This is a genomic window from Paenibacillus maysiensis, from assembly GCF_000520815.1.
Taxonomy (GTDB): Bacteria; Bacillota; Bacilli; order Paenibacillales; family Paenibacillaceae; genus Paenibacillus; species Paenibacillus maysiensis.
In genome coordinates this window covers 70,428-91,391 of record NZ_ASRY01000025.1, presented here as the reverse complement: position 1 = coordinate 91,391, position 20,964 = coordinate 70,428, and the positions used below count along the sequence as shown (strand labels likewise).

The window sequence follows — 20,964 nt, the reverse complement described above, 5'->3', positions numbered from 1 at the left end:
ATCTCTCCCTATTTCTAATTGTTTCAAATATGTCCTGAAACCGTTTACGCACAACATACCCTGCCTGATCAAACTTGATTTTTTTCCATTTTCCGACAGGCTTGCTCTGCGGCCTCAATAATGATCTCACCCAGCGTCGGATGCGGGTGAATGGTCATCGCCAGATCTTCTACCGTCGCTCCCATCTCAATAGCAAGGGACAACTCGGATATAAGGGTAGAGGCTTCAGCGCCTACAATCTGCGCACCTAATACAAGACCGGATACAGCATGAGCTACAATCTTGACAAAACCTTCGGTTTCCTTCAGAGCCAGGGCACGGCCATTAATGGAAAAAACAGATTTTCCAACGACAACCGGAATCGATTTTTGCTTACACGCCGTTTCACTTAACCCAACACTCGTTATTTCCGGATGTGAAAATACCACCAGCGGAATGGCCTTGTAGTCGATCACAGAGGGTTCGCCTGCGATTGCTTCTGCTGCAATCCTTGCTTCATACGAAGCTTTATGGGCCAGAGCAGGCCCTTGAACGATATCACCAATTGCATAGATATGCGGGATGGATGTTCTGCACTGAGCGTCAATCTCGATCAGTCCTTGTGGAGTAGAGGTCAAGCCGATATGTTCAAGACCCAATGCCCCGTCGGTATTCGGTTTTCTGCCAACCGTAACCAGGGCATATTCAGCTCGAACAACACACTGCTCATGCTGATGTATATAGTGCAGATCAATACTGTTGGTATGCTGCTCGGCACCTGTAACCTTTGCTCCTGTAATCATCGTGATTCCATCCTGCTTCAGTTGCCGAATGACAGGTGCTGCAAGCTCTCCTTCAAATCCAGGCAGCACTTGCTCGCCGCCCTCAAGAATCGTAACTTGGGCTCCAAATCTGGCAAACATCTGACCCAGCTCCACTCCGATATAACCGCCGCCAACGACAACAAGACTTTCAGGAATATGAGGCAGGGACAGTGCTTCAGTGGAAGACAGGATGCGGCCGCCAAAGGGAAGAGAAGGTATTTCAATCGGACGGGACCCTACTGCCAAAATGAGATGTTTAAAGCTTATTTGCTGCTCGCCGTGATCAGCATGATATACACGTGCGGTATGTGCATCAATCAAGCTGGCTTCACCTTCCAGAACGTTAACACCCGCCGTTTTCAGCAAAAATTGCACACCTCCAGACTGCTTATTCACCACAGCCTGCTTGAAGACCTGAGCCTCTTCATAAGCATTTTCCCCGTTAACAGGACCCCATTGTCTGCGCATGTTAAATCGCTCTGCTTCTGCAATCAGCGCTTTGGAAGGAATACAACCCGTATGTGTACATACGCCGCCGATCTGTTGACGCTCTACAATAGCTATCTTCATGCCAAGCTGCGACGAGCGTAAAGCGGCCACATAACCTCCCGGTCCTGATCCGATTACTAAAGTATCCACAAATTCCAAATGTTTCATTTTGCGCACCTCCGCATTGAAATATGATGATCATAATATATTATATGCATCATATTTTACAGGAGTCAATACACTATTTCTGTTGCATCTGCTCCGAAAAACCATGCATTTCATTGAATTGACACCACATAATATGATGATTATAATATTTTGATAAGATGCTTGAATTCATTAAAAAATCACAAGAGTGCATTCCAAATAATGAAGATCAGTGCTTTCTCATAATGAAGGGGAAAATTATTGATACAAACAAAGGAGAGGAAGACGCATGCCTTATCCGGAAGGGCACAAAATCAAAGTCCGAAAACATATTATCAGCAGCGCGGCAAAAGCATTTCGAACCAATGGCGTTCGGAATATCAGCCTCCCCTATATTATGAAAGGGGCGGGGCTGACACATGGAGGATTCTACTCCCATTTTGAAAACAAAGATCAGCTTGTGATGGAGACATGTCATTTTGCCATTGGTGAAACCATCGAAATGCTACAGCGAGTTGCTGACAAAAACAAAGATAAAGATCAGCCGCCGATTGAGGCCGTTATTGAATTTTATTTAAGCCCCCTTCATCGGGATCAGTCAGAGATCGGCTGTATTCTGCCTGCTCTGTCGGGAGAAATTTCTCAATTATCGGAGGAGATTCGGGAAACCTACACCCGTGAGTTACAGCGTTTTATCGTGTTTATTACAAATATGGCAGGAATCGAAACAGGTATCGGTTACGCACTTGTAAGCATTATGGTTGGTTCAGTTGCTTTGGCACGTGCGGTCAGTGATTCAAAGTTCAGTGATGATTTATTACTGACAGGCCGAGCACAGGCAAAACGAATTGTAGAAGCCGCCTCAAATTAAAACTAAATCTCTGACATGGAGAATAGGGGGATTGATCTGATGTTAATAAGAGAAGCGAGTATTGCAGACTATCAGCAATTGAGACAAATATATCTGGATTCCCGTCGTGAGAGCTTTCACTGGGCCAATGCGGATGAGATGTCTCTTGAAGATTTTGACCGGGATACATCGGAAGAAAAAATTCTTTTGGCAGAGGAAAACGATCAAGTTCTTGGATTTGCTTCATTATATGTACCTAATCGTTTTATTCATAATTTGTTTGTACACCCAACTGCTGTCGGCAAAGGGGTTGGTAAGCAGCTGCTTCAGCAATCCGTGGCCGAACTGGGAACACCAGTTACGTTAAAATGTGTCTCTGACAATCATAAAGCGCTTCGTTTCTATAAAAAGCAGGGCTGGAAAACTGTCGTAGAAGAAGGCGAACCCGGAGCGAGATATTGGGTTCTTGTATATGAATGAGTCCTGATTCCTTGAGTAAGATTTTGAGATCATATAATGGAATTGGAATGAGGTAATAGAAGAGATGAACATTAGAAACATAAACGAAAATGGAACATCCATTGCTTACGTTACAAGCAGCGAGAAGTTAATCACGGATGTTCAGTCCGCTATCGATCTGATGGCAACGGTCAGATATGAAGTCGATTGCAACCGTATCATTATTAACAAATCTGAAGTAAGTGAAGAGTTTTTTGATTTGAAAACACGTCTGGCTGGAGAAGTGCTTCAAAAGTTCATAAACTACCAGACCAAAATTGCAATTATTGGTGATTTCTCAACCTATACCAGCAAAAGTCTTAAAGACTTTATCTATGAAAGCAACAATGGAAACGATATATTCTTCCTGCCAGATGAAACCCAGGCTATTGAAAAACTGAGCAAGTGGGAAGCAAATTGAGAGATAAGTTCGATTATTCCTTGCGGATGATTGGCTAATCCCCCTAATTTTTATCCTAAACGGGTATACAGCACACGAGTCAGCTCAAAGAGAAATCCATAATTTTTCAAGGTACCAAAACTATCAATCACTTCAATCATACGGAGAGGTGACCCTACAATATATCGGAAAATGTTTAATGATTGAAATAATGTAGACGATTAGGGGTTCGATTTCGGAAATTTTGCGATTGAACAAGTGTAATTTTTTACGCCGATGATCCTTCTACGATGTCTGGTCCATGATCAATCCCCCGGATAAGTCCTCACGGAATGTAGTGGTGGAGAGTGGAGCCCTGATTTTGGCGAAAACCTGAGCTGGCAAATGTCCAACCTTATGATTAGTTCACCGCGAAACTGGGCACAAATGCTGCTTTGGAACATAGCATTAGATCCACAAGGTGGACCAACAAATGGTGGTTGGTAGAAATGTCGAGGGGTCGTGACAATTGATCCAGAGAGTGGGAAGGTAGATAGAAATGTGGAGTATTATGCATTGTGGCATATCGGTAAGTATGTTTGCCCTGGAGCTGTAAGAGTGTATTTCATCAGGAGAAAGGCAAGCTTGAGAATGTTGCTTTTCGCAATCCGGATGGAACGATGGTACTGTTGAAGCTAATACGGGGGAGAAAGATACCTCGTTTAAAGTGGTGATGGATGGGAACGGAATTTCACTACAGCTTGCCTGCGAAGTCAGCAGTAACGTTTCGCCGGAAGACATAAATCACTAGCTAAAGAGAGACTGGAGAGGTTTAGATGGTTATCGTTTCATATCGTGAACAAGATCATGAGCAGCTGTTTCAGATCTGGGAGAGAGCTGTTCGGGCAACACACACGTTTTTGGAAGAGCATCACATTCAGTTCTACCGAGAAATGGTAAGCAAAATATTGCAGGAACGGCAAGTCGAGGTATGGGAAGCTCTAGATACGGAGCAACAACCTGTCGGTTTTATCGGGTTACAAAATAACTTTATTGAGATGTTGTTCGTCGATCCAAGCCAGCACGGACAGGGAGTAGGGCGTCTTCTGATCGAACATACCGTCAAACTCAAAGGACACCATCTCAAGGTGGATGTCAATGAACAGAATGCTGGAGCCGCGCAATTCTATAAGAAAATGGGGTTTGTACAGATCGGTCGCTCTGAATTCGATGGATCTGGAAACCCCTTTCCGCTGCTGCATCTGGAAATTTCATAAACAAGCCGATCACACCAACAAAAAAAAGTGATTCATGAGGCTAATGACATCTCTGAAGTGGGATCAGATGAGCGAGCAATATAAGACTCGAAAAATCTAAAAAACCATTTCAAACACTGATATGCTCCCATCATAGTAGACAGTAGAAAAAATCAAAACTTCTACAACTACACATGATGGGAGTTTTTCTATTGTCTAAAAGAAGCTGTTCCTATTTCCTATTAGACGTATATCTAATCGTTATTTTGCCTGTTAATTATTTTCGCAGAGGTGAACTTTTTTTACCACAATTAGTGAAGATGTAGTTATAAATGTAAACAAAGTTTCTGAAATTGATATAGTAGCGAGGGGAATTTGTATAGATGATGCGGAATTTCAAGTGGAAGATGCATGTTGGCGAAGTTTTATAAGAGAATATAAGAATAGACTTAAATAGGTTATGAAGGTATTGCACCCCAAGCCAAGATTATGCTTAAGTAGAGGGCTTCTTTCCAAACTGATACTGTTCCGCTGTCTTCCGGTAGTCATGATCGTGGGCAAGACAGTAAAGAACAATGTCTATTCGTTCCTGATGATTGGTAGACCGCCGCCCCTTGCTCATAGCTTTCGCTTCCCCTTTATAGGCTTTTAAGCTGCTATGACCATTATACTTCTTCACCCAATCTGAGAGTTGTGTTCGGCTGGCGCTCGAGTGTGGGAATGAATTTCTAACCCCTCAATTCCGTACAACTCATAGCGATGTCGCCATTTCACTAAGGTGTGACGCTGATGTTATGTTTTTTGCTACTTCCATACGACTGCTCAATCCTGCTTTTAACTCCTGTATGATGGCTAGTTTCTCAATCCTATTGTATTCGTTCTTCTTAGACAAAGGAAAACTCCCCTTCAAGTAGCGGTTTATTTATTAAACCTGTCTACTTGAAGGGGAGCATATCAAAATGGGTAGCCCGTTCCGTAATTCATAATAGCGAGGTTACGAACTTCACCTCCGGAAAGCGGCTATCCGGTCCTTTCATTAAGATTCCGCCTTGATTTTTCAGATACATATCGAAGAAATCCAGCATATAGGCATTGATAACGGAGTCCGCTCTTTCGGGCGCAATCTTTCCTGTAATGCCCAGCATTTTGAAAATCGGAGAAATGAACTGTACGTCGGTAAAATTCAAATGCTCCGTATTTTCGATATAGAGGACTTGTCCCCCTTCGTCGACCGTTTCGCGCATCCGTTGAAGCTCCAACTTTTTATCTTCCGTTACTTGATCCTCCCACTCTCTTGTTGATCCCATATGGTTAAGCTCTGCATCTGTGTAGACCCGGTTATCCATCACCATTTTTAATTTTTCGAAATAGCTTTCCGAGTTGATGAACAAAAACGGCTTTCGCAGACCCTCTCTGTCACGCAGTCGATAAAGCCCTCCATCAAAGTCTATTCCAACCGTGATTCGCGGATCGTAAGAAGCATCATAGGCCGTCGCTCCGCCGATGGAATGGCCGAACACCCCGACATGACCGAGATCAATCTTCCCTTTTAGATGACTTGGAATCTGCCCCGATTGGATGAGCTCGAATTGGTCCAGCGTAAACGCCACATCGCCAGTTAAAACTTTTCCCAACTTGTCACGATTTCCCCTTTCTGTCCGGTAATCATGGGCAGGCGAAAATAAGTCGTTGGTTGTGCTGGTCGTGATTCGACCGTCCGGAAACTCGGTTGCAAATGTATTGTAGGTGTGGTCGATCACTGCCACGATATATCCGTGACTCGCGAGATTTTCGGCTTGCGACGTGTGGAGGAACCTGGAAGATCCGTTGCCGGGATTCGCAAGGATCAGCGGGTATGAAGTCTGTGCCGAAGAGACTTTCGCTCCCGAATAAGCATGACTGGATACGTACTTCAGGTGTTGAAACGTAAACCCGGGAAGGCCATAGTTCGCGGCCATATAACGTAAAATCTCGGTATCGGGAATAAAGGGAGCGTACTTGCCGGTGCTAGCTTGAGCCGGATACCAGACCTGAACCATCAATTCCCTCTTGCCATCTCTGGCTTCGTCGAAAATCTCTTCCCTATTTGTATCCACGAAATGAAAAGTTTGCGTTCCTACCTTAAATTCGCCTGTCGGTTCAGGTAGTCTAAATACAGGAAAGGCATACATGAGACCCGCTGTTACGACCAGCATTATCGCTATTGTGGTATAAGCTGAACCCAACATGAATCGTGGGATTTTTTTTTGGCCGGTTTTTTTAAACCAGCTATAACCTGAAATGGCTAAAAAAATGATCGTTATGCAATATGGGAAAAATAGCTGAATTCTGTATCCTTCCACCATCCAATGAATGACCAGTAAAAGTGTGGCGATCCCGCTTGCAACGAATACTGGAATTCTACGCCGTCCTTTTTTTAATAGGACTGTTAATGCAAACAAGCCGATGTTTGACAAAAAAAGCAACAGTTCAAACAGCCTCATCTCGATTCTCCTTTTAAAAAATTTCTATTTTCGTTTGTTCCAATCTTATCCTGACAGGCTGGCCTAAGCTATCGATTTGCCTTACATCTACCTTACAATTTTGTAATTCGATCTTGCGGTTTTGGAGGACTAGTAAAACGGTTTCTTTTCGGCTTGAAAGAGTAAGGTTATAATAGTTTACAACGGAACCTAATCCAGCCTATTCAAACCATAGAAACACAGTAAGTTCCAATCGCTCTTCGGCGAAGGCATGCTGGTGTTTTTTTAAATCAGAAAAGGAGCCAAGTCCTATGTTTAGTATCCTGATTGTAGAAGACGATCTTAAGCTGGCGCAGCTGCTTCAATCATATATGGATAAATACGGGTATCGAGCTGAAGCGGTCCAGGAGTTCGACCGAGTTATGGAGGTGTTCCAGAGCATTCGTCCGGATCTCGTGCTGTTGGACGTCAATCTGCCCCGTTACGACGGCTATTACTGGTGCAGGCAAATCCGAACGGTCTCTACCTGCCCGATTCTGTTTATCTCCGCCCGCGACGGCAAGATGGAGCAGGTCATGGCGCTGGAGAACGGAGCGGACGATTATATCGCCAAGCCCTTCGATTATGAAGTGGTAATGGCCAAGATCAAGAGCCAGCTTCGCCGCGCTTATGGCTCATACGCCCCCAACAAGAGGGAACGGACTGTGGAATGCACAGGACTCGTGTTGTATCCCGAAAGGCTTGAGCTGACCTTATCCGGCAAAACCGTAGATCTCAGTCATAAAGAATCCTTGCTGATGGAAACACTGATGGAAAGCAGCTCCAAGGTGGTCAGCCGCGATTGGCTTCTGAACAAGCTGTGGGACGGTCAACAGTTAGTTGACGACAACACGCTTAATGTCAATATCACGCGCATCCGCAAAAAATTATCCGAGCTCGGCGTTGAAGAAGCGTTGGAAACCGTGCGGGGAGTCGGGTATAAACTGCGGCCTTTCTGGAGGGAGGAGCCATGAAGCTGTTTTGGAGAGAGCATGTTCCGTTAGTGTTCATGTATGCCGGACAGCTTCTGCTGACTGTTTATATGTGCCGCTTATCCGGTTTCCGAAATACCTTCGATCTTGTGTACATCTGCATGGTAAATACGGCCTTGCTCGCTTTTTACTTGATATACCGTTATATCCGCCATTTTCGATTTTATCGGAGACTGACTCGTCCTCTTTCGTCAATTGACGAATCGGCCGAATTTGTCGGGAACGCACCGCTCGCGGATGCACTTGGGCATCTGCTCCAGGGGGAGTATCGTCTTTATCAGAACGATATCCAACGATACCGTAAGAAGCTAAACGATCACATCACCTTTATCAATCAGTGGGTGCACCAGATGAAAACCCCGCTATCCGTTATGCACCTTGCGGTTCAGAAAGAAACCGACCCCTTCTTTGACAGCATTCGAGAGGAAATAGACAAGCTGAAGAAGGGGCTTGACACGGTGCTGTATACCTCACGATTGGATGCGTTCGAGCAGGATTTCGTGGCGGAGCCGGTGCATCTTCGTCAGCTGGTCGGGAAAGTAACGGCTGAACACAAAAATTTATTTATCCGCAATAAGGTCTTCCCGGAAATCCAGGTGGATGACCGATTGATGGTCATGTCCGATGACAAGTGGCTTGCATTCGCACTCGGTCAATTAATCACCAATGCGGTACGGTATTCGGCCGGCGCAAGCAGCCGTGTCATGATTACCTCTGATGTGCGCGGACAGCGAGCCGTTCTTGAGATTCGGGACAACGGCGCCGGAATCCCGAAACAGGATATCAAGCGGGTCTTCGACGCGTATTTTACAGGGGAAAACGGTAGACGGTTCGGCGAATCCACCGGCATGGGGCTCTACCTGGTTCGGGAGATCGCCTCGCGGCTTGATCATCGCGTCGAGCTTGAATCCGAGCAGGGACAAGGAACAGCAGTACGTATATGGATGGGAATCGCGCATGTTCATGCTCTATGAACATGCTTTGTTTTTGATTACAGCATTGTAAGATTTGTTTAAGAATAATCGATGGGATAGCGATTGAGGATCGGTTATGATTATGCGAGAGAGCCTTGGAAATCGAAAATCCGACCGTATGAAAGGAAGAATGCTTGATATGGATATGTTAATCGTGCGCAATCTGGGAAAAGTTTATGATGGCAGTATCGCGTATAGGGCGATGAGCGACATGAATCTGGTTGTCGAGAAAGGCGAGTTTGTCGGGATTATGGGTCCTTCAGGCAGCGGCAAAACAACGCTGCTGAACGTAGTATCCACAATCGACACGCCTACCTCCGGGGAAGTGTTGATTAATGGGGAAAACCCCCATTTGTTATCCAAACACGATTTGGCCCTGTTCCGCAGACGGAAGCTGGGCTTTGTCTTTCAGGATCTTAATTTGCTAGATACGCTGACCATCGGGGAAAATATCATTCTCCCTCTTACGCTGGATGGGAAAAGCGTAAAGGAGATGGACGCCAAGCTTCATCTGGTGGCCGAAAAACTGGGCATCACCCAAATTCTGAATAAACGAATCTATGAAGTGTCGGGAGGGCAACGGCAGAGGGCTGCCATCGCAAGGGCCATCATTCATTCCCCTTCGCTGCTGCTGGCCGATGAGCCGACAGGAAATCTCGACTCCAAATCCTCTCGAGATGTGATGGAAACCATGGAGGCCATCAACCAAACCGATCATACGACCATGCTGCTGGTCACCCATGACGCTCTCGCGGCTAGCTACTGCCACCGGGTCGTATTCATCAAGGACGGTCGGCTCTATAATGAATTTTACCGGGGAAACAACCGGCAGGCCTTCTTCCAACAGATTATCGATATGCTTTCACTAATGGGAGGGAATGCACATGAGCTTTCACCGCTTCGTGTCAATTAAGAGGAGTTCCCGGCTTATCCTGTCCATGATGACCATTACGGCAATAGGTCGAGAGGGTCAATAAATGACGTTTCGACAATTTGCCTTCCGCAATGTAAGCCGGAACAAACGAACGTATGCCGCTTTTTTTCTGAGCAGCGCGTTTTCGGTGATGATCTTTTTCATTTATGCTTTTTTTATTTTTCACCCTGCAATTAAAAATTCTGATTTCAATTGGTCGGCCGTTACGGCAATGACGGTTGCGGAATATATCGTCTATGTGTTCTCCATCTTCTTCGTATTCTATTCCGTCAGTGCCTTCCTGAAATCCCGCAAACGGGAATTCGGCGTGCTCATCATGCACGGCATGACCTACAATCAGCTGCGACGCATAGTCTTTATCGAGAGCATGGTGATCGGTTTCGCTTCCATTGTGGCAGGTCTTGCCGCCGGCATGCTGTTCGCCAAGCTATTCATGATGATCGGAGCCGATGTGATGCAGATGAGCCCGCTGCCATACTACATGCCAAGCAAAGCAATTCTGCTCACTCTGTCCGCATTCGTGCTGTTGTTTCTCGTCATCTCTGCGTTCACTGCCGCATTCGTACGGGCCAGCAAGCCGATCGATCTGCTGAAAGGTGGCGCCAAACCGAAGCCTGAGCCTAAATCATCCGTTTTTCTTTCAATTACAGCGTTCTGCCTTCTTCTTGCCGGATACATCATATCGTTTCTAGTTAAAGGCGCCACGGTCGTTATCGCTCTTTTGCCGGTCACGGTCATAGTCATCATCGGTACTTACTTTTTATACACTCAGTTGAGCGTGTTTGTGATTCGCACTTTGAGAAGCAACCGCTCTGTCTTTTTGCACAAAACGAATGTGCTCGTTTTTTCCGACATGGCTTACCGCATGAAGGACAACGCCTGCATGTTCTTTCTCGTGACGATCGTTTCGACAGTCTCCATTTGCGCCATGGGCGGCTTGATGGGATATCAGGAAACAATCCACAAACAAATCTCGGATGCGTACCCGTTCGCCTATAATTACATCCAAATCACCGGCGATGTCGGGCAAGCAGCCTATCAAACGAAAATAATCGAACAAGTGCTCAAAGAACGGGGAATTCGTTATGATAAATTGTCCGTCCATTTAGCGAACTTCGATTCGATAAATGGACAATCACTGAACTTCATCCGCCTGTCCGAGTATACCAAGCTTGCCAAAGCCTTGGATTACCCGGTACTGTCGCTGCAGGGAAATGAAGCCGCGACCATCTGGACCATGAAAAACCGGCCGTTGCCGGAACGCGAGTGGTCAGTGAAGGGAACATCCATCACATTCAACATGAAACAAACCGTCGGAAAGCCGATCACGCCTCCCATTGTCGATGAACCGCTGTTGATCGTTCAGGATGAGATGCTTGACTCCTTTGGCAATCCGAAAGAAGAACGGCTTTTAACCGCTTACGATACGGACAGCGCCGATTCAACGGCGGACACGGGGGAGGCCATCGCTCAACAGCTAGGATATGCACAAACCTCCGGTTTTTGGTTCACATCTCCTGCCTATTTGGAGGAACAGATGAAGCGGACCTATAATTTGATGCTTTTCGTCGGATTGTTTGTCAGTTGCGTATTTTTTGTTGCATCGGGAAGCTTTCTATATTTCCGGCTGTTTACCGACCTGAATGATGACAAGCAGAAGTACCGTTCCATAACGAAGATCGGGTTGACCGACAAGGAACTTGAGAAGGTGGCGACTCTACAGATGGCGCTGTTGTTTTTCGTACCGCTCGCGGTCGCGCTCATCCACAGCTCGGTTGCGCTATACGCTCTGCATAACCTGCTCCATTCGCCGGTGATTCATTCGACCATTACGGTCTACAGCGTTTTCCTTGTCGCGCAATTCCTGTACTTTCTACTGATCCGTGCCCGTTATTTAAAGCATTTGAAACAATCAGCGGGTTTTAACTGATTGCCCCTATTTCTGAAAGGACCGTCGGCTTGGAACCGGATCGCAAGACTTTTCAATGGTCTCATACGACCCCAAAAGGTAACAACCATAAAGACGTCTCTTATCCAACAAGTGATATTGGAAGTTCTTATGATACAGATATCTCATTCTCTGTCGGGGTTTACGATGGTTTGACTCAATCCACGCTCACAAATAAGAAAGATTTTATTGATGAGAATACACCAGCTGTATTCTACAACATAAGTATTGTAACAACTTTTTCTTATGGTGGAAAAACCTATACCCATACGACTGACTACACGTATGACGAACCAAGGCGCTGGACATCACCTAGTGCAACAAAGGTAACCAAGGAAGAATCAGGAAATACCAATAAGTATGTGGTTAATACATCACAGACTTATAACGACTATGGTAGTATCACAAGCGCTGTTGACGTGTTGGGTGTAACTACTGCTTGGAGTGAGCGGGGTCCAACCCTTCATACGCTTATTAAACTGAATGTTCTGATTACAGAGAGTCCCGAAGGGAAATCCAATGCCATTATAGAGCAAGATTTGCAAGAAAAATTAGAACATCAATTCAATCAGACGGCTACAAAAATCCATTCGTATGGATCAGATATTCTTGGCGTGGACATGATTTATCGGCCTTACTTGTCGGAAAAACAGGTAAAAAGGTGGAAAACTACATGGTTTCCTAAAATCCCTATGAGGGCTCCATACACCTGTTTTGCAAGATTCATTTGAGACTTCAGTAAAGTATAAAAGGTATATGGAGCAGCAAGAAATCATCGAATGTATTATTTATGAAAGAGAGGAGTATTAAAATTAATTTTCATTTGAATGAAGCTATTGAAATTTTGGAGCGCACGCCGCAAACTCTGGAGCGTTTCTTATCTGGTCTGTCTGAAGGATGGCTACAAAGCAATGAAGGTGAAGGAACCTGGAATGCACACGAAATGGTTGAACATTTCATTGAAGCGGAGAAGCATAACTGGATTCCGCGAGTGGAATCCAGTTTACTGGAAGGGGAAAATAATCTGTTTCCTGCATTCGACCGTTTCTCCCACTTGAAGGAAATTTCTGAAAGAACCGTTGAAGAGGCCCTGCAAGAGTTTAGCAGCATCAGAATGAAGAATCTCTCCAAGCTAAGGGAGATTCTTAATCCAGCTTCCCATCTGGAAAAAACCGGCCTACATCCGGAATTCGGCATCGTTAAGTTGAGGGAGCTGCTCTCTGCGTGGGTCGTTCATGATTTTACGCATATGGCGCAAATCGTTAGGGTCATGGCGGAGAGATACAGGACCGATGTTGGATCCTGGAGTGCATATTTGGGCATTTTAAAAAGGAGTTGATTTCTTCTCGATAAGCCAGAGGAGTTTTTGGTGTTTTCCAACAATTCGCTTGAAGGATCACTTCAATTTAAAACCCGCCGCAGTCTTGGACTGGAAAAAATAATATCTTAGATTGCGGCATACATTTAGTATCTCATAATACAAATATTTGTTTAAACATTCTTAGTCCTTACTTTACTCCTCGAATACCTTTGTAGACAGATTCGCACTGCTCCGTTGTAAACCTGCCGGACATTCCTTCAAGCGCCGTATTGTGAACGCTACAACACTAAGCTCCTCACTCGGACTAACCAACTAGGAGTGATCATAGTACCGCCCATCTACCACGTTCTCGGCGATTCAGATGTATTGTTCTGGGTCTTTTGGCAGTGTGAAACCAAGTCAAAACCTCTCTCCGGCCAATACGGCATCGCAAGGTTCCCAATTTGATTGGTTGTCATTTCTGTGACAATAGCCCTTGGCAGAATCGGATCTCCTCCTTACCGCAAAGCTACAGCAGTTTAAGAAAGTCTCCTGTGCTGCCAATCATGCCGGAAGGATATGCTGACTGATCAGTAGACCTGTTGGGTGAAAGGAGGAGTGAAGTTAAATGAATTTCATCGGGAACCCATCATCATTGAACATCCATATATTAGTCGTTTCCAAGTTGAGTTATTCATAATATCCTTCAGTGGATTTTCTCAAGCTTCTGAATTGATGCGCATCATGCCCGAACCACACTTGGGAATTCGTGCGAGCAGCCAAAGTACGAATTTTCTCCACTGTGTTACGGTAGCCGATCAAATCATAGATTACACCGGGTGGCTTGACCGGAGGACCAAAACTTTCCGCAGTGTAGATGGCATCGGAAGCTAGAATGATTCCGCCGGTTTCTGGCATTTCGATCTGGAGACCTAACATCCCCCATGCATGACCGCTTCCGAAATTCAAGATTTTGATACCATCCACCAGATCCAGATTGTCTTCTCCCGGTTTGATCGTTTTCCATTGCAGCTGGTTTTTGATCCATGCATCAATATCAGCCCACACATAGGCTCCTTCTTTTTCATTGCGGGCGTAGGTCTGCAGTGCTCCGTTAAACTCATCCTCATGGACGATAATGGTCGAATTCGTGAACAATTCGAGGCATCCTGCATGGTCCAGATGCAAGTGGGAGACAACGACATACTTGATTTCCTCGGGTCTAACCTTAAGCTGCTCAAGCCGGTTATGCAGGTAACATTCCTCACTTGCTACCCATGGAGACGACAGTTGGGTCGACTGTGCCCAGCGCCCTTGAGCACCCATGGAGTTTGGGTTGCAGGCTGTATCAAACAAAATTTTCCCCTCAGGATGATCAATCAATACCGTATAGATTGGAAATTCAACAAATTGTGTCTGGGCATTCGGATTATTAATTGTTGCTGGATTATGCATGGAGATGATCCAATTTTTATCCATGCTCATTCGACCATTATCCAATACATATAGCTTCGGACGCATTTTAATAATATTTGTCATGTTATTTACCTACCTTCGAAGGAATTCAGTACAAGGCAACCCCTTTCGGGAGCAAATCTTTTTGGAACATCCGGATTTACCTGCAGTTGGCTATGCTACGACAAATCTAGCTCAAACTGCTCAGTACTGGTATAGACATACATTAATACAAAAATTAAAATGATATAAGTAGGCACTTTAAAGTGTCCTGAGAACTTCATAGTGCATAGGAGGGGAACGGTTTGGCACATACAACTAAACGATCTGATATTTCGTTATCCAATTGCGGCTATAGCAAAGTTCTTGACATCATCTCTAGCAAATGGACTGCACTTGTTATATATGCCATGGAAAACGGTAAAATCAGATATGGAGAAATGCTACGGAGGGTTGAGGGGATATCAAAAAAAATGCTTACCCAGACGGTACGCAAGCTGGAACGTGATGGTTTGGTTCAGCGACACATTACTCCTACAGTACCTTTAATTGTCGAGTATTCACTAACAAGATTAGGGGAAACCTTGCTTCAGCCGATGAAAGAGTTAAGGCAGTGGGGAAGAGAACATTACACTCAAGTTGTAGAGGCGCGAGTTCAGTATGACTCTCCTTATACTAAGAGTTCACATGAAGCCGACAGCGTAAATTGATGAATTTAACAGTACATTCAGGGTGAAAAGAAGCCCCTTTTCAGGGTCTACCCTGAGTTATGGTCAAAACAAGGGTTGAGTCTCCTCTTACTAGAGATCGTATACTTGCTCTTATGTAATAGTACATCACGACAAAGGAGCTGGATATATGAGAAATCTGGAGGCTATCGTCATCATATGGAACATTGGAGTCCTAGGATGGATTTTAGTTGGAAAAGAAAAAAAGGAGCGAGGCTTAATCATTAGCCTTGGTATATAAAAAACGTTGTAATTAAAACCTCAATAGGCAGCGGCCTGGCTACATACGCTTGAATGGGATGGAATCGATCAGTTCAACACACAGTCAAAGCATGGTTGCCCGCAGAACTGAAGGCTTTTGAGTGCGAAGCCGAGACGTGCCTTGAATTCGCACTGGACCATCAGCAGCAAATGGAAGGACTGATACTGTATTACGATACTCAGGACCATCTCTATCTGCGGGTAACGAATCATGAAAAAAAATCATTCAGTCAAAATATAGGCTGTATGATGAACTTTTGGAGGAGGATATTCGCTGCTATCGGGAAATCGAATTCGCTCATAAGTTGTAGTCCATCATGATCTTGCCTGCTTTTACTAAGCGTTAGACGATGATTCATCATTAACGAATCCATTCACCATTGTACGGATTTAACTTGAGGTTGAGTTATATAGCGGACATCAAGTCTTTTGCTGATTCAGTATCCATGTTTATAAAAAAATTTTATTCCTAAAAACAGCCTCCAGCAGGCTGCTTTTTTGTTATGACCTGAGCGAGTACGTACGTCAATGCGAATATCGAGGATTTTACAGCAAAGACTATTCCGATCAATTTGTGATGTTGAGACCTGGACGTAAAATCAATAATACCCGGGTAATATTGTTTTTTTTTTCTTTTTACCCGGGTATAATGATTGAGGAAGGAAGAAAAAGGAGGTATAACATGCAGGCTTCACCTGCTCAAATAAGCTGTACTGCTTTTTTAGAGAAAGATTGTTTTGCCAAAGGCACATTACATTATGTTGTCGGAATCGTAAAAGATACCTTGGAGGACAGTAAGTTCGTACAATTGCTTATTTTTGACGATTTGACGGGTAAACCACTAGATATTGATTTTCGTGGAAACACAGCTGAGGTGCTTGAGCGGTTAAACAGCCAGGCTGGACATATACCGGATACGAAAGAAAATGAACAACCCTCTCGCAGGGTTGGCCGTCCCAAGCTGGGAGTGGTGTCCGGTGAAGTTACTTTGCTTCCTCGACATTGGGACTGGCTTAAAGCTCAACCCGGAGGAGCCTCCGTAACGCTGCGAAAACTGATTGATGAAGCTCGCCGTTTGGGAGAGAACGAAAGTAAAGTTCGCGCCGCACAAGAAGCAAGTTATCATTTTATGACGGCAATTGCGGGCGATTTCCCTCAGTATGAGGAGGCTTTGAGAGCACTGTATGCCGGGAATGAGGATCTCTTTTATGGATTGATTGATGATTGGACACCTGATATCAGAGACTATATTAAGACTTTAGCCAAGGGTGCATTCATACAGGAAGAGAGTTAATAACCACTTAAACGATGTGCACAACAGCAGATAAAGAAGGAAAGTGGGGTATGGAAGGTGACTGAATCAACTCGTTACATTGAACCGACTCAAAACAGCGGCATGAAACTTGTGCGGCGAAACATCGAAGGCACTATATTCATGTTAAATCTGCTGCGTTTTCGTGAAACCGCAGACTATACATCTCACCCTGACTTAGCCCCTAACCAACCCATTAGCGGAGCAGAAGCTTTCCAGCGTTATATTCAACACACGCTCCCGTTCCTACAAGAGAGTGGGGGCGAGATTGTTTTTATGGGCAAAGGCGGAGAATATCTGATTGGTCCTGAAGCTGAACATTGGGATTTTGTCATGTTGGTTCGTCAGAGCAGCATAGAGTCGTTCCTGGCCTTTTCGAATCATATATCTTACTTGGAAGGGATTGGACATCGAACTGCCGCCATTGAAGATTCTCGACTATTGCCCATCACAGAGTTACCGAAATATTGAATTTAAGGAGAACATCACAATGAATATGTTAATAAAAGTAAACGGTATTGATCTCGCCTATGATAGCTATGGCAACGATACGGACGAAACCATTCTTCTGATTGCCGGGCTTGGAACCCAAATGATCCGTTGGACCGTTCCATTTTGTGAGATGTTGGCGGCGCGCGGATTTCGAGTCATTCGCTTTGACAATCGTGATACCGGCCTATCCACACACTTTAACCATTACGCTACGTTGGATTTTGAAGCACTCGCAAAAACTCTGATGTCGGGACAGCGCCCGGATATTCCATACACGCTCAATGATATGTCTGATGATACGATTGGACTGCTAGATGCCCTTGGAATAAAAAAGGCACATGTCGTTGGACGCTCGATGGGCGGCATGATTGCTCAGCTTGTTGCCAGCCGATATCCGGAGCGTGTTTTATCTCTTACTTCCATCATGTCAACAACAGGAAATCCCAAACTTCCACCAACATCGCCTGATGTAATGGCGTTAATGACTCGGCCAGCACCGAACCCAATGGAGGATGAAGCAGGGTACTTAGCTCATAGTGTAGCTTTTGCCAGACGTATTGCCGGTACAGGTTATCCATTTGAAGAGAACGAATATCATTCAATTATTCGAGAAGAGGTTCAGCGAGCTTATGATCCAGGGAGTGTTGGGCGGCAAATTGCAGCTATTGCTGTTTCTGGAGACCGTCGTCCTCAACTGGCAAAAGTAAATGTTCCATCATTAGTAATCCATGGGGTGGACGACCCTATGTTTGTCCCAGCATGCGGAAAAGACACGGCTCATGCCATCTCTGGTGCAGAATTCATGTTACTTGAAGGCATGGGACATGATCTGCCGGCACAGTTGTTTGAAACTGTTGTTGATGGAATCGTACGGACAGCCCGACGCAAAGGATAGCATGGTGAAAAGAAAGCTTTGAGTTACGACAGGTACTCTCATAACTATGGACACAATTATCCATGGTTATGAGGGTTTTCTGCGTTAAAATATTTTCATAATTAATTAATATTAACAATTCGTTAGGCAAGTTATCGTTTTATCATGTTGACTTCAGAGCGGCAAATCTCACTGGATATTAGGAGATAGAACAGATCCTGACTCGTATCTCTGAAGAACATAATTTCAATATGATCAACTGAGTCGTCTTCGAATGGAAAAGGGCACTCTGGGCAATAAAACCTATGTTACGATGCTAATGGAAACATTGAGTCCACTGATGAAGACAGTCTAGTTACCTTTACAGAAGGAAGTAAGGACCTACAATATGATGGTCTTAATCAACTCGCTAAAGTAACCATAACAGATGCGCGGATAGTGAGGGCTTGGAGACAGTTAGCGGTAACACGATGGGTGGCGTGAAGAATCCGTATCTGCCTGTCAGCGATTGGGAATGGCAGATCGATCTGATTGACTTGAGACTGAGATTGATCGTCAAACATCGGAGAACTTGCCTGTTTCATTAATTTAATTACGTATAACTCAAGTTAGACGTAGTTAAATTAAATGGATATGAATGAGTGGTAGGAGAAGACTTTTGTTGTGTGGTATTTTAAAAAAGATATACTGATAGAAAATTTGAGAGAAGGTGGAGAATAGATATTATTACTATCTCCAATTGAGGACATTACTTAAATCACCTATACTATAAACATGCCTAGCAATAGGAGTCTTGAGACTGAAAATACCAAAATATCGAGACTTAAGGCAAAAGAATAAACAAACTGGTGAATACATGAACTGTTCATATTTTGGGTCTAGCGGCACGACTTGAGTATAAAGCGAGAACAGGGGATTAACACGGATCGATTCAGAAAAAATAATTTTTACTTGTCAAGGGACAAGAACATTGTTCCATTCAAGTCGCTATTATAGCGGCTTTTTTTGTTTTAAGGAACCCGTTTCTTGTTCCATTGCCGAAAAGGACAAGAAAATTGTGTCATTTCGGATTAGATAGTTATCTAAATAGTTTCAAGTGGAACTCAACGTGACGAGATAAAAGCACATTAATAATAAGACTTCGCTTAAATAACGATTTTTTCTATCAGGAACCAGGTTTTTTTCTGACCTAAGGAAAGAACTCAGTTCCATGCGGAAAGATTAAGAACATGGTCTAGATAAAATGCTGTATGAAAAAATGTCATTAGTAGGTCATTTCTTTAAGACATGTTTATCTTTAACTTACAAATTTATTTTGTACTCAATGTGTTACAACATTTTGGGTATGATGTCCATACGAAAATTCACCATTAGAGTATTTTTCAAAACCATTTTATTCATAGCAAGACCAAGTACTTGCCTCTGGAAGACTTTGTTCTTTAATCGCTCCTAGCACTCGGCCCGGATTCTGGGTTTTATAATTATAGCAATTACACATTCAGCCAATTTTTCTTGTTTATTTTTCTCCTTCGGATAGGTTAATATAGGAAGTATAATTTTTCCATTTTCGAGGAGGACTCATGATAAAATTTGTTGACTGAACTTTGGGTCGCTGTATAAATTGTCTTTTACCAGCCTTCCTGGTTAGGGAACCGCTGTGCGAATACGTCTTCCCAAATTAAAAGTAAGCGTTAACAAAAGATTTCAAAGAAAATCGAAACTTTCCCCCGTAGGTGCAGGCTCTGAAGCCTATTACAATAAAGGAGGAGGCAGAGAAACATACTGAAGGAGGCTGCTTATGAGTGCCAAAATAGAGCAGGTTGTGGTGCGGACCCCAAAAAAGGTCAAATGGTTGTCCCCGCTACACGAGCTAAGGAAAAACTGGGTGCTGTATGCGATGTTTGTGCCGATTGCTGTTTTTTTTATCATCTTTGCCTATATACCGATGACAGGTATCATTATGGCATTTAAGGAATTCAACTACAGGGACGGCATTTTCATGAGTCCTTGGAACGGACTTGAGAACTTCGAGTACTTTTTTCAATCCGGCAAGGCGTGGCTTGTGACAAGGAATACTATCCTGTACAATGTAGTATTTCTGGGATTGTACACTCTTTTCTCGATTTTGGTTGCGGTACTGATCTCGGAGACATATAACAAGTTTTTTAAAAAATCTGCACAGACATTAATGTTTCTACCTTATTTCATATCCTGGGTTACAGTGTCCGCATTTGTGTATAATTTTCTGAATTATGAATTCGGAATTGTAAACGTTTTCCTGAGGAATATCGGGTTTGAGGCCATAGACATCTATTCGTCTGGCGGCTATTGGTACCTTCTGCTCCCGCTACTATATGTGTGGAAGTGGGTTGGTTTTGGCAGTGTCCTATATCTGGCAGCAATTGTAGGGATTGATCAAGAGATTTATGAAGCGGCAACAATTGACGGTGCTAGCCGTTTTCAAAAAATCATGAGAATCACGCTTCCCTTGCTCAAGCCTACAGTGGTAGTGCTGATTCTGTTGGGGCTAGGAAGGATTATGCGCGGCGAGTTCGATATGTTCTACCAACTGATCGGCAACAACGGCGCGCTGATGAATTCCACAGATATTATTGATACATTGGTGTTCCGCTCGCTGATGGGCACGCAGGATTTTGGCATGGCTTCTTCGGTGGGGCTCTATCAATCGGTACTCACACTGATTATTATCCTGTTCGCTAACTACCTTGTCCGCCGCTATGACAAGGATAACGCACTGTTCTAACTTGACC

General features: G+C 44.2%; 23 protein-coding genes. 19 read left to right on the top strand and 4 right to left on the bottom strand.

The annotated features are described in order from the left end of the window. Positions 1 to 68: 68 nt before the first annotated feature. Positions 69 to 1,460, bottom strand: a complete 1,392-nt coding sequence (lpdA, locus tag L696_RS0101935) for a dihydrolipoyl dehydrogenase (RefSeq protein ID WP_025682150.1) — start codon at positions 1,458 to 1,460, stop codon at positions 69 to 71. Positions 1,461 to 1,728: 268 nt separating this feature from the next. On the opposite strand from lpdA, the gene L696_RS0101930 reads away from it, so the two are divergent. From L696_RS0101930 to L696_RS0101915, 5 genes are all read left to right on the top strand, one after another. After that, complete coding sequence (locus L696_RS0101930; RefSeq protein WP_025682149.1) at positions 1,729 to 2,310, top strand: TetR/AcrR family transcriptional regulator; 582 nt, start codon at positions 1,729 to 1,731, stop codon at positions 2,308 to 2,310. 39 nt (positions 2,311 to 2,349) lie between these two features. Continuing rightward, positions 2,350 to 2,769 (top strand): GNAT family N-acetyltransferase, encoded by a 420-nt coding sequence (locus tag L696_RS0101925; protein ID WP_025682148.1) that lies wholly within the window; start codon positions 2,350 to 2,352, stop codon positions 2,767 to 2,769. 64 nt (positions 2,770 to 2,833) lie between these two features. Next, the gene (locus L696_RS0101920; RefSeq protein ID WP_025682147.1) at positions 2,834 to 3,208 is read left to right on the top strand and encodes a DUF4180 domain-containing protein; all 375 of its coding nucleotides are present in this window, start codon (positions 2,834 to 2,836) and stop codon (positions 3,206 to 3,208) included. A 557-nt stretch (positions 3,209 to 3,765) separates the two neighbouring features. Continuing rightward, a complete protein-coding gene (locus L696_RS32445; RefSeq protein WP_342447929.1) occupies positions 3,766 to 3,900 on the top strand; it encodes a glycoside hydrolase family 30 beta sandwich domain-containing protein in 135 nt (44 codons plus the stop codon). 102 nt (positions 3,901 to 4,002) lie between these two features. Next, positions 4,003 to 4,443 carry an acetyltransferase gene (locus tag L696_RS0101915; RefSeq protein ID WP_025682146.1) on the top strand — a complete coding sequence of 147 codons (441 nt, stop codon included), beginning with the start codon at positions 4,003 to 4,005 and terminating at the stop codon, positions 4,441 to 4,443. Positions 4,444 to 4,915: 472 nt separating this feature from the next. On the opposite strand, the gene L696_RS32290 is transcribed toward L696_RS0101915, so the two are convergent. Beyond that, positions 4,916 to 5,044, bottom strand: a complete 129-nt coding sequence (locus L696_RS32290; RefSeq protein WP_280740109.1) for a hypothetical protein — start codon at positions 5,042 to 5,044, stop codon at positions 4,916 to 4,918. Between the two features lie 358 nt (positions 5,045 to 5,402). Continuing rightward, the gene (locus tag L696_RS0101905; protein WP_025682145.1) at positions 5,403 to 6,905 is read right to left on the bottom strand and encodes an alpha/beta hydrolase family protein; all 1,503 of its coding nucleotides are present in this window, start codon (positions 6,903 to 6,905) and stop codon (positions 5,403 to 5,405) included. A 290-nt stretch (positions 6,906 to 7,195) separates the two neighbouring features. Between L696_RS0101905 and L696_RS0101900 the strand changes: the two genes are divergently transcribed. From L696_RS0101900 to L696_RS0101875, 6 genes are all read left to right on the top strand, one after another. Then, the gene (locus L696_RS0101900; RefSeq protein ID WP_025682144.1) at positions 7,196 to 7,897 is read left to right on the top strand and encodes a response regulator transcription factor; all 702 of its coding nucleotides are present in this window, start codon (positions 7,196 to 7,198) and stop codon (positions 7,895 to 7,897) included. Beyond that, entirely contained in the window at positions 7,894 to 8,889 is a 996-nt protein-coding gene (locus L696_RS0101895) for a sensor histidine kinase (RefSeq protein WP_025682143.1), read from the top strand. Before L696_RS0101900 ends, L696_RS0101895 begins: the two co-directional genes overlap by 4 nt. Positions 8,890 to 9,028: 139 nt before the next feature. Next, entirely contained in the window at positions 9,029 to 9,802 is a 774-nt protein-coding gene (locus L696_RS0101890) for an ABC transporter ATP-binding protein (protein WP_025682142.1), read from the top strand. Between the two features lie 64 nt (positions 9,803 to 9,866). Continuing rightward, positions 9,867 to 11,753, top strand: a complete 1,887-nt coding sequence (locus L696_RS0101885) for an FtsX-like permease family protein (protein WP_025682141.1) — start codon at positions 9,867 to 9,869, stop codon at positions 11,751 to 11,753. Between the two features lie 29 nt (positions 11,754 to 11,782). Beyond that, entirely contained in the window at positions 11,783 to 12,502 is a 720-nt protein-coding gene (locus L696_RS0101880) for a Ger(x)C family spore germination C-terminal domain-containing protein (protein ID WP_025682140.1), read from the top strand. Between the two features lie 80 nt (positions 12,503 to 12,582). Next, on the top strand, positions 12,583 to 13,110 hold the full coding sequence (locus tag L696_RS0101875; protein WP_025682139.1) for a DinB family protein: 528 nt from the start codon (positions 12,583 to 12,585) through the stop codon (positions 13,108 to 13,110). Between the two features lie 651 nt (positions 13,111 to 13,761). On the opposite strand, the gene ahlS is transcribed toward L696_RS0101875, so the two are convergent. Beyond that, a complete protein-coding gene (gene ahlS, locus L696_RS0101870; protein WP_025682138.1) occupies positions 13,762 to 14,610 on the bottom strand; it encodes an AhlS family quorum-quenching N-acyl homoserine lactonase in 849 nt (282 codons plus the stop codon). 221 nt (positions 14,611 to 14,831) lie between these two features. Between ahlS and L696_RS0101865 the strand changes: the two genes are divergently transcribed. From L696_RS0101865 to L696_RS0101840, 8 genes are all read left to right on the top strand, one after another. After that, positions 14,832 to 15,236 (top strand): winged helix-turn-helix transcriptional regulator, encoded by a 405-nt coding sequence (locus L696_RS0101865; protein ID WP_025682137.1) that lies wholly within the window; start codon positions 14,832 to 14,834, stop codon positions 15,234 to 15,236. A 317-nt stretch (positions 15,237 to 15,553) separates the two neighbouring features. Then, positions 15,554 to 15,616: a hypothetical protein gene (locus L696_RS31695; RefSeq protein ID WP_245233265.1), complete on the top strand. Its 63-nt coding sequence runs from the start codon at positions 15,554 to 15,556 to the stop codon at positions 15,614 to 15,616. Between the two features lie 49 nt (positions 15,617 to 15,665). Further along, complete coding sequence (locus L696_RS31690) at positions 15,666 to 15,836, top strand: hypothetical protein (protein WP_245233264.1); 171 nt, start codon at positions 15,666 to 15,668, stop codon at positions 15,834 to 15,836. A gap of 361 nt (positions 15,837 to 16,197) precedes the next feature. Then, positions 16,198 to 16,809 (top strand): DUF2239 family protein, encoded by a 612-nt coding sequence (locus L696_RS0101855; protein ID WP_025682136.1) that lies wholly within the window; start codon positions 16,198 to 16,200, stop codon positions 16,807 to 16,809. Positions 16,810 to 16,866: 57 nt separating this feature from the next. After that, positions 16,867 to 17,298 (top strand): DUF1330 domain-containing protein, encoded by a 432-nt coding sequence (locus L696_RS0101850; protein ID WP_025682135.1) that lies wholly within the window; start codon positions 16,867 to 16,869, stop codon positions 17,296 to 17,298. Between the two features lie 19 nt (positions 17,299 to 17,317). After that, positions 17,318 to 18,214 (top strand): alpha/beta fold hydrolase, encoded by an 897-nt coding sequence (locus tag L696_RS0101845; protein WP_025682134.1) that lies wholly within the window; start codon positions 17,318 to 17,320, stop codon positions 18,212 to 18,214. Between the two features lie 425 nt (positions 18,215 to 18,639). Next, positions 18,640 to 18,780 carry a hypothetical protein gene (locus tag L696_RS30150; RefSeq protein WP_155985287.1) on the top strand — a complete coding sequence of 47 codons (141 nt, stop codon included), beginning with the start codon at positions 18,640 to 18,642 and terminating at the stop codon, positions 18,778 to 18,780. Positions 18,781 to 19,991: 1,211 nt separating this feature from the next. After that, the gene (locus L696_RS0101840; protein WP_025682133.1) at positions 19,992 to 20,957 is read left to right on the top strand and encodes an ABC transporter permease; all 966 of its coding nucleotides are present in this window, start codon (positions 19,992 to 19,994) and stop codon (positions 20,955 to 20,957) included. The last annotated feature ends 7 nt before the right edge of the window (positions 20,958 to 20,964 follow it).